The sequence below is a fragment of the Paenibacillus sp. 4624 genome (assembly GCF_050435065.1).
Taxonomy (GTDB): Bacteria; Bacillota; Bacilli; order Paenibacillales; family Paenibacillaceae; genus Paenibacillus; species Paenibacillus amylolyticus_D.
Genome location: NZ_JBNDJR010000001.1, coordinates 750,567 through 762,951, shown reverse-complemented (window position 1 = coordinate 762,951; position 12,385 = coordinate 750,567). Strand labels below are relative to the sequence as shown.

12 protein-coding genes are annotated in these 12,385 nt (G+C 46.5%); 3 read left to right on the top strand and 9 right to left on the bottom strand.

All coding sequences use genetic code 11. The features are described 5' to 3' along the window. Positions 1–93 precede the first annotated feature (93 nt). The 4 genes from ABIE27_RS03450 to ABIE27_RS03435 all read right to left on the bottom strand — a co-directional run bounded on the left by ABIE27_RS03450 (position 94) and on the right by ABIE27_RS03435 (position 5,589). Positions 94–531, bottom strand: a complete 438-nt coding sequence (locus ABIE27_RS03450) for a YlbF family regulator (RefSeq protein ID WP_123062372.1) — start codon at positions 529–531, stop codon at positions 94–96. A 96-nt stretch (positions 532–627) separates the two neighbouring features. Then, positions 628–2,517 (bottom strand): helicase-associated domain-containing protein, encoded by a 1,890-nt coding sequence (locus ABIE27_RS03445; protein ID WP_161556826.1) that lies wholly within the window; start codon positions 2,515–2,517, stop codon positions 628–630. A gap of 29 nt (positions 2,518–2,546) precedes the next feature. Continuing rightward, entirely contained in the window at positions 2,547–4,274 is a 1,728-nt protein-coding gene (locus ABIE27_RS03440) for a DNA repair helicase XPB (protein ID WP_429349904.1), read from the bottom strand. Between the two features lie 142 nt (positions 4,275–4,416). After that, a complete protein-coding gene (locus ABIE27_RS03435) occupies positions 4,417–5,589 on the bottom strand; it encodes a M20 metallopeptidase family protein (protein WP_123062374.1) in 1,173 nt (390 codons plus the stop codon). 210 nt (positions 5,590–5,799) lie between these two features. Here ABIE27_RS03435 and ABIE27_RS03430 point away from each other — a divergent pair, with 210 nt between their 5' ends. Together ABIE27_RS03430 and ftsW are read left to right on the top strand one after the other, a co-directional pair. Further along, a complete protein-coding gene (locus ABIE27_RS03430) occupies positions 5,800–6,147 on the top strand; it encodes a YugN family protein (RefSeq protein WP_090923657.1) in 348 nt (115 codons plus the stop codon). 12 nt (positions 6,148–6,159) lie between these two features. Further along, complete coding sequence (gene ftsW / locus ABIE27_RS03425; protein WP_429349903.1) at positions 6,160–7,446, top strand: putative lipid II flippase FtsW; 1,287 nt, start codon at positions 6,160–6,162, stop codon at positions 7,444–7,446. Between the two features lie 111 nt (positions 7,447–7,557). Here ftsW and ABIE27_RS03420 read toward each other — a convergent pair whose 3' ends face one another. Beyond that, positions 7,558–7,920 (bottom strand): Asp23/Gls24 family envelope stress response protein, encoded by a 363-nt coding sequence (locus tag ABIE27_RS03420; protein WP_090923659.1) that lies wholly within the window; start codon positions 7,918–7,920, stop codon positions 7,558–7,560. Between the two features lie 183 nt (positions 7,921–8,103). Between ABIE27_RS03420 and cax the strand changes: the two genes are divergently transcribed. After that, positions 8,104–9,174: a calcium/proton exchanger gene (gene cax / locus ABIE27_RS03415; protein ID WP_090923660.1), complete on the top strand. Its 1,071-nt coding sequence runs from the start codon at positions 8,104–8,106 to the stop codon at positions 9,172–9,174. A 176-nt stretch (positions 9,175–9,350) separates the two neighbouring features. Here the strand turns inward: cax and ABIE27_RS03410 are convergent, their stop codons facing one another. The 4 genes from ABIE27_RS03410 to ABIE27_RS03395 all read right to left on the bottom strand — a co-directional run bounded on the left by ABIE27_RS03410 (position 9,351) and on the right by ABIE27_RS03395 (position 12,289). Beyond that, positions 9,351–9,644, bottom strand: coding sequence for a YlaN family protein (locus ABIE27_RS03410; RefSeq protein WP_090923661.1), 294 nt, complete (start codon positions 9,642–9,644; stop codon positions 9,351–9,353). Between the two features lie 220 nt (positions 9,645–9,864). Then, on the bottom strand, positions 9,865–10,110 hold the full coding sequence (locus tag ABIE27_RS03405) for an HPr family phosphocarrier protein (RefSeq protein ID WP_090923662.1): 246 nt from the start codon (positions 10,108–10,110) through the stop codon (positions 9,865–9,867). 96 nt (positions 10,111–10,206) lie between these two features. Then, a complete protein-coding gene (locus ABIE27_RS03400) occupies positions 10,207–11,322 on the bottom strand; it encodes an aminopeptidase (protein ID WP_123062376.1) in 1,116 nt (371 codons plus the stop codon). A 109-nt stretch (positions 11,323–11,431) separates the two neighbouring features. Next, complete coding sequence (locus ABIE27_RS03395) at positions 11,432–12,289, bottom strand: hypothetical protein (protein WP_123062377.1); 858 nt, start codon at positions 12,287–12,289, stop codon at positions 11,432–11,434. Positions 12,290–12,385 lie beyond the last annotated feature (96 nt).

Below are 12,385 nucleotides of genomic sequence, written 5' to 3'. Positions count from 1 at the left end.
CATCGTTCCCCGCCCTTCTATAAATGGAGACCGGCCCTCGAAAGGCCCGGTCTGTTCAACGTCTAAAATACTATGATGTAAATGTCTTCGGGTTTAACTGCACCCACATTTGCCGCCGCTGCCACAGCCGCCTTTAGGATTCGGGTCGTTACTTGGCACCTTAATGGTGGTCGATACAGCAAAAGCAATGGTCTCGGACATTTGGAACAACATCTCATCCAATGCTTGCTCAGCCTGCTTGAAACGAATCACGGCTTCAAAGGATTCCAGTTCTTTCTCCAGCGCTTTCACCTGATCCTTCGCTGCGTGGTAGTCTGGATGAAAGTGACCAAAGCGCTGTGTTTCTTCGAAAAGCTCTTTCTTGGCATTTAATCTCCGGATACCCTCTTGAATCTCAGAACTTGTTTCGACTTGCTGCTTCCAATATAAATAATCCGATACTTCGGCAGATTGGTTAATCATGTCGCCCAGTTCATATGCGCCCGTTAACACTTGGGCCATATCGACCGTGTTTATTTCCGCTACGCTCATGAATTATTCATCCTATCTATATATAAAGTTCTACTTAACGTAGACTACTTCATCATAGCATATCCAAGAAAGGTTAAGAAGAGTTTTTCCTCTACACTAGACATCATCCGGTAGAATAAGACGTATTGAATCCCAGCCTTCCGGGGAAAATGTTCGCCATTCCGTACGTGATTCAGCTTCGCTCGAATCCAGAATACGCCATCCTTCCAGCATCCACCGCTCATGTCCTTCCACCTGATGTGGAATCAGAACAAACGTATCCTCACCCTTTTGAATTCCTAATTTTACTTGCCAGTCAATGGCTTGGATTGCAATTTGGCGCGCTGTCGAATGGTGATACTTTCTCCATTCCCTGTGCCAAGTCTCAGGTACATTAGCCTTCCTCTCGTTCCATGCCAATTTTTCGTTCATTTCATGGCCCAAGTCATTCTCTGCGTCATCGTGGTTCGCCGTTATGCCAGACATAAACGGTATTTGCAGTAATCCTTGAGTCTCACCGTTGTAAAAGAAGGGGAAATGATGCTTCGATCCTCTGTTACTTTCACTTTCCCGCTGTTCAGGGTGACCAGGATTCTCACCACCTACCAGAATATCTTGCATCTGTATGCGCTCAGAGGTTCCGAGGACTCCTATAGTCTCTACTTCTACGACCTGTTCTTGCTCCTCTGGATGGGAACCTTCGCTATCCAAGAGTAAAGTAAAGAGTGACTGCTTATCTTGAACAAGCTCGCCGACTGTTGCCCAGTCCTTCAAGGTAGCAAATACGTGGTCGGGGAGTTCACCCTGTCCATGTCTCTGTAAAAAATCAGCGATGTCCACCCACTTCAATCCACTCGCAGCAGCGATTTCCATTCGTTCTTTGGTTAAACGATAGATTGACATGTGGTCGCGTGTGATCCGTTCACAGTATTGCTCAAGTCTCCAGCAGACTTCAGCTGGCACATCGGGCGGCACCATAACTTCAAAATCTGGCTGTACATAAAACTTGCCTGATTGTATCTCCTCCTGCTTGTGTAGACTATCTATAAGATGAACACCACAATCCGCTCCCCTATTCAAGAATTCGATTGGATGGATCAACCAGCGAAATACCACCTCTTCATTCTCATTCTTACCGATCTCACCAAACCCCCAGCCAGCTAAAGCATGTAACCAGCCTTGAAACGCTGCATTACTTCCACATAGTACACGGCACCATTGATTCACTCCAGGAGCAAGTACCGCGAGCTGATATCGAAAATGCTGCATCTCTGATCCAGACACCCCGTATCGCTCCATGCATACTCTAAACACTTCACCATGCATCTCGAACCAGGACAACTTGATCCACTGTTGCAATTTATTTTGCCTGATTTCGAAACCTCGATCGGTTTGTTGCACCAAATTTAAGCAAAGCAGCATATCCAGCAGAATAACCACATGCACCGGATATCGCCCCTTATGTTCGTAGATCATCTCCAATGGTTCAAAATCCTCTTGTGACATGATCGTTAATGTGCTTAACTTTTGTACCGTTCTCTTATGTATCGTACCTTTGCCAGTGACAGGCAGGCCTTCTTTATCAATCCAAGCAAGAAGATGAAGTAATTCCCCTGCGATATGCGGTTTACCTTCCTTTATAACACCTCGAACAGAACCGGCCATCGGTTCAACGGTGCAGTCTACACGGCCTGTATACGCTAAGGTCAACATGGCCAGATGACATTCAGGGATATGAAAAGAGCATTCTCCCCAGCTTTTATATACGGATTTAATCCATTGTTTACGCCGCAACATGGCAAAAGCTAGCTTCGCTTCAGCTCCACTTAATCCTTCCTTAGCCCACACGTCCGAAGGCAGAAGAGAAGAGAACGTTTGACCCGCATATTTGTGAAAAAGAGCACCAAGCACCCGTTGCTCTGCTGACGTAAGTTCAGACCAACTTGCCAGATCAAACAACTTTTTCGATTGCATCGATTTCTCCACTTCAAACTCCAGATCAGACATCCGCATTTTCCTTCCCCTTCTGCAACATGTTAATGAATCTGTTCCTGCTCATGTACAATGTCATATTCGTACCCCTGCTCTACCAAAAACATCTGGCGATTTAACGCAAAATCCTGTTCCTTGCTATTTTCGGAAACCAGTGCATAGAAATAAGCTTTGTTCTCACCTGCTTTGGGACGTAAAATCCTTCCAAGCCGCTGGGCCTCTTCCTGCCTTGAACCAAAGCTGCCAGAGATTTCGAGGGCTACCGCAGCATCCGGCAAGTCAATCGCAAAATTGGCAACCTTGGACACAACAATCGTACGAATTTCGCCCTTTCTAAAAGCAGAAAACCAGTGAATGCGCTCCTGTTGTGACATCGATCCAGAGATTAGTGGTGCATCAATTTCCCGGGCAATCATCTCAAGCTGGTCAAGATATTGCCCAATGACAAGTGTCGGTAAATTTTGATGTCGTTCCAGTAAACGTTTTACAACCTTTAATTTCGCCGGATTTTCAGCTGCCAGCCGAAATTGATGTTTACCCTCGGCCTGCACATAAGTTGATCTTAATTCAGGCGACAAGGGTACCCTCACTTCCTTACACTTCACTTCAGCAATCCAGCCTTGCTGCTCCAGCTCTTTCCATGGCATATCATATAATTTGGGGCCGATCAGCGAGAACACATCCTGTTCACATCCATCTTCACGAACAAGCGTGGCGGTCAAACCCAGACGACGAGTGGCCTGAATGTCCGCAGTAGCCCGAAAAACCGGAGCTGGCAACAAATGCACTTCATCATAGATGATCAGCCCCCACTTTCTCTCATGTAAAAGATGAATGTGGGTGAAATCCGCATCTTTCGATTTGCGATGAGTCAAAATTTGATACGTTGCTACCGTCACCGGTTTCACCTGCTTTTTCTGCCCCGAATACTCTCCGATCTGTTCCGCAGTTATCGTTGTTTTATCCTGAATCTCCTGTATCCACTGCCGGACAGACGTTGTATTGGACGTTAAAATAAGACATTCACATTGCAACCGTTCCAGCACAGCCATGCCAATAATCGTTTTGCCCGCTCCGCAGGGTAGTACCAGAAGTCCGCTCCCCCCGGTGCCTTCGCCCTCTTGAAAAGCATCCACTGCCTTCTGCTGATAAGAACGTAGCGCAAATGTAGGTCGTCCTCCCTCTCCGCATCTGCTAGACATACTCGTCGTTGAATCATTAATATTAGACCTCCAGCCAAATGAAAGTTCGCTCCCTTTCCGATAACCGGCGTAATCCAATACAGGGTAACCAAGACGTGTCAGTTCTCTCTTCAGTAAACCACGCTTTTCCCCCGATAACACAAGCTCATGTTTGCTCATTCGCTCCATACGGAAAGCAGATATCGATTTGATGCCACTCAAATCATCCAGCAATTGTTCGTCTTCGCTAATTAGGCGCATTTTGGCATGGTCCGGCTCGGCATGCAGCTTTAATTTGCCGTATTGCTCCATTATTCTGAACACATCCTGAGTGAGAGCCGCGGGCACATTCCAGCGTGACACCTTCTCAAGACTCTTAATCACCCATTCTGGATTCCAGCCTAGTGCCGCTGCATTCCACAGCGATAAAGGGGTGATCCGATAGGTATGAAACGTTGCAGGTGTCTTTACGAGTTCGGCGTACATACCGAGCTCCGCTCTGGCTGTTTCAAACCCGGGATGCCCCACTTCGAGCAACACTGTGAAATCACGCTGTACAATGCACGCTCCCTGCGGATTGAACATCTCCATCTTTCCCACATCCCCATTCCTGATCTAGATCGTTCGAACAAAGATCTGACTCGTACACTCCGATCGCAAACTTCATTTCATTCACAACAAAAAAAGCATCCTGTCCATACCTTGGTATGTTCAGGATGCCCAACTACAGTTCTCAGCATTCAGCTGCGTAACCCTTCGCCATTGCCACAAACAGTTTTACCCCCGTCTGCATGGCGTCCTCGTCAAAATCAAACATCGGATGGTGATGTGGATACACCGCATTTTTCTCTGGATTACCTGCACCGACAAACATGAAACACCCCGGGACCATTTGCAAATAATACGCAAAGTCCTCTGCGGGCATCAGCATCGGAGAGTTTTGCACCCGATCCGGGCCAAATATCGCTGTTGCTTCATTGAAGAAACGTTCCGTCTCCTGCGCATCATTGATCACGGGCGGATATCCCATGATGTATTTCACCTGGGTTTCCGCACCATATGCAGCTCCTGTCTGAGCCACCATGGTAAGAACACGTTCTTTCATTCCTGTCCGCGTCTCTTCATCAAACGTTCGTACCGTGCCGCTGAGCTTGCACTGCTCTGCAATCACATTTTGCGCAGAACCGGCCTGCATCGTGCCAATCGTTAGTACTGCCGGACGCAACGGGTCGACGGACCGGCTAACGATAGTCTGAAGCTGCATCACAAGGGCGGAGCCCGCAACGACACTATCAACGGTAGCTTGTGGCATGCCGCCGTGACCACCTTTTCCCTTAATATCGATGTAAAAGTCATCTGCCGCAGCCATCATCGGTCCTGCTGTGCTTGCAACGACGCCAACGGGAATCGGCGTCCATAGATGAATGCCGTAGATAACGTCTACACCTTCCAGCGCTCCGTCTGCAATGACCTGAACAGCACCACCTGGCAACAACTCTTCCGCAGGCTGGAACAGAAAACGGATTTCGCCCCGCACTTCCTGCTTATGACGGCTGAAATAAAGCGCGGTTCCCAGCAACATCGAAATATGACCGTCGTGACCGCAAGCATGCATCGCCCCAGGTTGCTGTGAGGCATACTCCACATCTTTCTCGTCCTGAATCGGCAGCGCATCCATGTCAGCACGAAGCATGACGACAGGCCCTGGCCGTTCACCGCGAAGTATTCCAATCACCCCATGGCCGCCGATATGACGTTTCACCTCAATACCAAAGCTCTCCAGCATATCTGCTACAAAAGAAGATGTTTTCTCTTCATGAAAGGAAACTTCAGGATTGCGATGAAGGTGACGCCGCCATTCCACCATGTGGATCTGCAGATCTTCCCACCATATATTATTTGTCATGTAATCCCATCCTTTCGATCATCAGCAGGGCTTGTACATAGCCCCCAACCTTCCTCTTCAAACCTATTGCTGTATATTGTAACAGAATTACATGAAAACCGATACGAAAGGCCTTTAGAAAGCTTGCACGGGAAGGGGAAACATACTATCATGAACTAGAGAAACACACGAGAATTATACTCGGAAGCTTATGAGGAGGATCAAACGCTTATGATTTTTGAGAATACAGGCTTGGATGGCTTGAAGAGCGACTTGGCATACCTGGATGAGAGCGCCGAGAAAGTCGGATTTGTCCGGTGGCAATGGGAATATTACCGTGCTACATATGACTACAAAATCGAAGATGAACAAACCAACTCAGAATACTTTGTACGCATTAATACGCGCGCGGTAGAAGGCAAACTGGAGAAACCCGATACGGTTCTGGCCGTTGAAGCCGTTTATCTGGGCAAAGCTACTTTTCCGCATGGACTTGATTACGACTCTTCCGTTCCGCAGCCAGTCGTGAAGCTGGCCACCCAAAAACTGCAGCAGCTCAAAGAACTGCTCGAAGCTTAGGCGGGCCAGATTATGAAACAACAAACGGCCCAGACGAGAACGAAGAGAGGCACGCCGGATTTTCAACTGCTAATCCTCACTTTATTGTTGGTGGGCTTTGGACTGGTGATGGTATTTAGCTCCAGTTCCAGCATCGCAATCGCAAGCGAAAGTTTTAAAAACGATGCCCTTTACTTCACGAAAAAACAACTTATGTGGGCGATGATCGGTCTGGTTGGCATGTTTTTTGCCATGAATATCCGCTTTAACAAGTACAAAAAGCTCTATGCACCGTTTTTCCTGTTCACCACCGCACTACTCTTAGTTGTGTTGGTATCCGGTGCGGTGTTAAATGGTGCAAGAAGCTGGATTCGCGTGTTTGGATTCAGTTTGCAGCCTGCAGAGTTCGCCAAAATTGCAATTATTTTATATTTGTCAGCACTCATCACCAAAAAAGGTGAGCGTTTCCGTGATTTCAAGACCGGATATTTCCCTGTCCTGTTCATCGTCGGATTTATTGCAGGATTGATCATGCTGCAGCCAGACTTTGGTACGTGTTTCATTCTGGTATCTACCTGCGGCCTTGTCATTTACGCTGGTGGAGCTAACATGAAGCATATTCTGGGTTCTATTCTTCTGGTTGCGCTTGGTGGTGCACTTGCTTTTGGAGCTAGTGCCCTATTTTCCTCCATGTCTCCGGACACTCCTGCGCTGGATAGCACAACAACGGTGACCGCGGAGCAGAACTACAAAATTGGACGTATTCAAGCCTTCCTTAATCCTGAGTCTGATATCAATGGCGGAAGTCTCAACCTTTACCGATCTCTGGTTGCCATCGGGGACGGCGGCATTACAGGTTCAGGCATTGGACAAGGCACTATGAAGTTGCATTATTTGCCCAATGCCTATAATGACTTTATTTTTTCCGTCATTGGAGAAGAGCTAGGGTTCATTGGAAGTGCACTGTTCCTGCTCCTATATCTTTATTTTATCTGGCGAGGCATTATCGTGTCGCTCCGTTGCCCTGATCCTTTTGGAACGCTGGTGGGTATAGGCATCATGGGACTTATCGCAATCCAGGCCTTCATCAACATTGGTGGGGTGACTCAGACGATACCGGTAACAGGAGTTACACTTCCGTTTATCAGTTATGGGGGGACTTCGCTCTTTGTCATGATGGTGGCGATGGGTATTGTACTGAGTATTTCACGGACCAACAACCTTGAAGCAATCAAGGAAGAAAAAACGAAATCGGTAACGGTGCAGACACGTACCTCCCCTGCACTTCGTTCACGGGATTCGATTCGCCGAGTTCGTTAAGGAATGAAAAAAGACTTTGCATCTGTACGATGCAAAGTCTTTTTTTCGTTTCTTTGTATAAAGATAAGGAACAAAATAGATTTGTTCATTCCCATCGCGTAGTCTAAAGATTTACAGATCGTCGCCTTTGAAAGAGACTCCCTCAACCTTTACATTCACTTCGACTACACGTAATCCGGTCATCGTTTCTACTGCTTCTCTTACATTCTGCTGAAGCATACGGGAAACTTCATGAATCGGGGTTTCGTACAGGACGATGATGCGCAGATCAATGGCTGCTTCCAGCTGGCCGACCTCTACGCCTACGCCCTTCTGTACGTTTTTACCACTGAGACGTTTCGCCCAGCCCTCTGACAAACCTCCAGACATTGCGGCGATTCCAGGTGTTTCCATTGCAGCCATTCCGGCAATTTTCGCAACCACGTCATCGGCAATCCGGATGTTTCCGCTCTCCATTTGAAGTTGTTCTGCCATGCCACATCCTCCTTCACTTCGTTACTCGTATTTTAAATCCTTTCCACCCTAAAAAGCAAATTTAACTGTAAAAGATGCGTTTACAACCTGCCCCTCTTTGGTTATATTGAAATATGAAATTAATCGCATAGGTACATAACGTGAATTTCAAAACAAAATAAGTAAATAACCGAGGTGTTTTTTGTGAGAAACCGGATTTCATCTTTTTTGCTGATTGCATTTTTTGCACTCAGTGCCATCGCCCACTTCTTGAAATGGGATTCGATTCTACAGTTCGTCATATCTGCCATTTCGGTTATTTTTGTGGCCGGATTTTTAGGTAAAGCGACCGAAAGTGTAGCTCACTATGCAGGTCAACGACTAGGAGGATTCCTAAATGCCACCTTTGGCAATGCAGCCGAACTAATTATCGCGATTTTTCTCGTTAAAGAGGGCTTGTTCGACATGGTCAAGGCCAGTCTGACCGGATCCATCATCGGCAACCTGCTACTCGTGCTGGGACTCAGCATTTTTGCCGGCGGGCTAAAGTATAAAACGCAAAATTACAACGTTTCGCTTGCAGGGCTGAACGGCTCCCTGATGATCGTTGCCATTATTGCTCTGTTCGTCCCGGCCGTATTCCTGAACACCCACTCTATCACACAGCGGGATACGAATACACTCAGTCTCATTGTGGCCGGCTTGCTCATTCTAGCTTATATCGCGTGGCTCATCTTCTCAATGGTCACACATAAAAGCTATCTTGCCGATGTAACAGATGACCAGGACGAAGAACTGCCTCATGAGCATGCTCCGGCGTGGTCGAAGAAAAAGTCGATCCTCTATCTCGTGATCGCTACGGTCATGGTCGCTTTTGTCAGTGAATGGCTGGTCGGCACACTTGAAGTATTCACTTCAGAGTTTGGACTAAGTGAGCTGTTTGTTGGTGCATTCCTTGTGGCCATTATCGGTAATGCAGCCGAACACAGTGCAGCCATCATGCTTGCGATGAAAAACAAAATCGGTGCCGCTGTTGAAATTGCAGTAGGCAGCAGTTTGCAGATCGCACTATTTGTAGCTCCAGTGCTGATCTTTGTAAGTTACTTTACGGGTCGTACGATGGATATCGTATTTACCACCATTGAACTGGTCGCCATCGGTGTGTCTGTTTTTATCGCCAAATCGATCACACAGGATGGCTCCACCAACTGGTATGAAGGTTTGCTTCTGCTTGTTGTTTATGTCATTCTAGGCGTCTCATTCTTCTTGGTATAAAGAACTGTAGATTGACCGTCATACCACTCCTGCATACATCAAGAGACAGCCGAGGGATTTCTTTCCCGCGGCTGTCTCTTTACTCCTACTGCAACAATAGACGATACATCGACACATACAAAAAAAGCATGCAACGGAATGTGCATGCCTTCTATTCTGACCCGCGCGATAGCAGGCTATTGCTCATTCTTTTTGTTCAAAGCTTCATATAAAATCGCCAAGTTCCGCTCAAGCGCGCTAACCATCTGCTTACCTGTACCTTCTGGAAGGAGTCCTGCACGAACAGCAAAATCAACTTCCTTGGAGAACCCATACATCTGTGTATCCAATACTTCCTCATAGAGAGGGCAGTAGCGGGTAGCCAGATTCTCCATCTGTACTTCAATAAGCTTCTGTATTTTATCTGCATCTTCTTGAAGAAGATTGATTGCTTTCAGGTTCAGCTGGTCCTGCAGATCAGATGAAGTCATGCATCATTTCCCCCCTATGTCCCAAAATCGCGTAAAGACGTTCTACCTCTAATATTAGACGAAATGAAGAGCTAATACAAGAACCTGACCAAAATAACCGCATGAGTTGTGAGCTCTGTTACAGCCTTTTCTCCCTTTCTCTAATTCACTCTAAGGGACATCGTGTTCCGCTATGACTAAAAACACCCCTGCCCGAAGGCAGAGGTGTTCTTAAATGATGTTATTCAGATGCGATGTTTACATTCAGGCCATGCTTTGCAAATACTTCTGACATCGCTGCCTTCGCTTCGTCTGCATCCGGGCCATGAACATGCAGTTCATAACTGTGCGTGCTAATCAGCGTTGTAAACAACCCAAGAATACTTTTTACGTCGATATACTTGTTTTCCGAATGAAGCACGATTGAAGAAGTAAACTTGCCTGCTGTTTGAGCAATTTCCACTACAGCCGCGTTATTACTCGACATAGGAATCCCTCCGTCTTTTCACTTTTGGTATCATCTATTAATTACCACTACATGATACCGTGAATCCGCTTTCCTAGCAACTGCAAAATGCAGTTCCTATTTTAACTGGTCAGGATTCAGGCACTCCAACTCAGGAATGACAAAGATGCCGTCTTTACGAATCAGCACATCATCGAAATAGATTTCCCCGCCGCCGTAGTCTGGACGCTGAATCAATACGAGATCCCAGTGAATGGATGAGCGGTTTCCGTTATCTGTTTCTTCATATGCCTGACCTGGCGTAAAGTGCAGGCTGCCTGCAATTTTTTCATCAAACAAAATATCTTTCATCGGGTGCAGAATGTGCGGGTTGAAACCAATCGCAAACTCACCGATATGACGCGCGCCTTCATCTGAGTCTAGAATTTCATTCAGACGTTTCGTATCATTGCTGGATGCTTCCACGATTTTACCGTCTTTGAATGTAAACTTGATATTCTCAAATGTAATTCCGTTATACAGCGTCGGTGTATTATAACTAATCGTTCCATTAACAGAGTTGCGTACGGGTGCACTGTACACTTCACCATCCGGAATATTTTTTTGCCCGGAACACTTCTCTGCACCGATATCTTTAATGGAGAAGCTCAGATCCGTGCCTGGTCCCGTAATCCGTACTTTATCTGTACGTTTCATGAGACTCGCGAGTGAGTCTTGCGCTTTGTCCATTTTCGCATAATCCAGGTTGCATACGTCAAAATAGAAATCTTCAAATGCTTCCGTGCTCGTGTTCGCGAGTTGTGCCATGCTTGCGTTAGGATAACGAAGCACCACCCATTTGGTATGTTTGACACGCTGTTCGCTATGTACCGGATGGGAATACAGAGAGTTGTACAGTTTCATTTTTTCTTCTGGCACATCGGACAGATCATTCACGTTCTCTCCCGCACGAATGCCGATATAACAATCCATTTGTTTCATACGGTTCAGATCAATCTCTGCCCACGTTTTCATCATCTCTTCCGTAGCATTTCGAAGCATTGCACGCTGAACAGTTCGATCCGTCAACTGTACAAATACGTTACCGCCTTTTTTGCCCACTTCTTCAATAATGGCATTGATCAAATCACGCTCTGATCCAATCATCTCAACCAATACATTTTCGCCGGGCTGTACATCAACAGAATAACCTACCAGGTTCGCTGCAAGCTTCTGAATTCTTGGGTCCTTCATTCGATAAATCCTCCTGTCATCTGCCATTCAATGAATTGAACAACGGTAAATTACGTTACTATTGTAGCACGCACCAGACATCCCGTCAGCAGGCAGTCACAGGTTTTATTTATTGATATGATTTAAAGTTCACATCGGTTACCAGTGCTTCTATATTACTTCGGCTACTGTTATCGGTATATTTCACTTGACTTTCGGAGGAAAGTCGCATCGGTAAGCTGGTTTTGCGATCGACCGTCAGATGATAGACGGTATGTACCTCGGCCTTTTGAATCAACTTCTGCATCGTATCCTCGCCCTGTTGCCATACCTTTTGCAATTCCTGCTCAAGTTTCTGCTTACTTGCACCTTTCACTTGGCTCGCCTTGTGCATGTACTCTGCGCGAATGGAAGCCATCTCATCTGTCAGTTGTTCTGTAGCCCAAGTTTTGGCGTCCTCTGGCGCAAGCTCTATCCGCAATATACGTGTTTGGCGGCCTGAGCCATATTCGGATTGAATTGTTTTTTTCATACCGTCAATCTTCTCTAATTGCGCAATGGGGTTAAAACGGGATAAGGACCCACGTAATGGTTCATGCTGCGCCGTTAAAGCATTCCATTGTCCTTTTTTACGTTGAAAAGAGGCACTGAACCCGCTCGGTTGGCCATTACTTTTCACCGCATTCAAACTTACTCCTGAGTCCGCTGCAGTCACGGCACCTGGTAATCGGGTCTGCAACGTCAGCCGGTCATGGTCTTCCAGCTTACCTTCAAATTTGAATTGATTTTCAAACATTCCACTGTTTTCCCGTCTTAATCCAGCCTGTCCCTCAAACGTCAACGTCTCTTTCCCGGCTATGCCGGATAATGCCAGAGAAAATATTTCTTCCGGCGTCCGATCATGCTGGAGCATCCCGCACCCCGGAACAATGGCCATCACAAAGCAAAGGATTAGCGATAAAGCATACGTAGACTGGCGGTTCAGCATATCTATTCCACCTTTCAGTCATATTTCCCTTAGATTGCCCTCACAATATGTGGTTATACTTTCTTCTTTGCGGCCAGACGAATCACGCGGATTTTC

Excerpts from the sequence above, each read along its gene's own strand:
- ABIE27_RS03450 (WP_123062372.1), bottom strand. The coding sequence starts at position 531 with ATGAGCGTAGCGGAAATAAACACGGTCGATATGGCCCAAGTGTTAACG.
- ABIE27_RS03445 (WP_161556826.1), bottom strand. The coding sequence starts at position 2,517 with ATGTCTGATCTGGAGTTTGAAGTGGAGAAATCGATGCAATCGAAAAAG.
- ABIE27_RS03440 (WP_429349904.1), bottom strand. The coding sequence starts at position 4,274 with ATGGAGATGTTCAATCCGCAGGGAGCGTGCATTGTACAGCGTGATTTC.
- ABIE27_RS03435 (WP_123062374.1), bottom strand. The coding sequence starts at position 5,589 with ATGACAAATAATATATGGTGGGAAGATCTGCAGATCCACATGGTGGAA.
- ABIE27_RS03430 (WP_090923657.1), top strand. The coding sequence starts at position 5,800 with ATGATTTTTGAGAATACAGGCTTGGATGGCTTGAAGAGCGACTTGGCA.
- ftsW (WP_429349903.1), top strand. The coding sequence starts at position 6,160 with ATGAAACAACAAACGGCCCAGACGAGAACGAAGAGAGGCACGCCGGAT.
- ABIE27_RS03420 (WP_090923659.1), bottom strand. The coding sequence starts at position 7,920 with ATGGCAGAACAACTTCAAATGGAGAGCGGAAACATCCGGATTGCCGAT.
- ABIE27_RS03410 (WP_090923661.1), bottom strand. The coding sequence starts at position 9,644 with ATGACTTCATCTGATCTGCAGGACCAGCTGAACCTGAAAGCAATCAAT.
- ABIE27_RS03405 (WP_090923662.1), bottom strand. The coding sequence starts at position 10,110 with ATGTCGAGTAATAACGCGGCTGTAGTGGAAATTGCTCAAACAGCAGGC.
- ABIE27_RS03400 (WP_123062376.1), bottom strand. The coding sequence starts at position 11,322 with ATGAAGGACCCAAGAATTCAGAAGCTTGCAGCGAACCTGGTAGGTTAT.
- ABIE27_RS03395 (WP_123062377.1), bottom strand. The coding sequence starts at position 12,289 with ATGCTGAACCGCCAGTCTACGTATGCTTTATCGCTAATCCTTTGCTTT.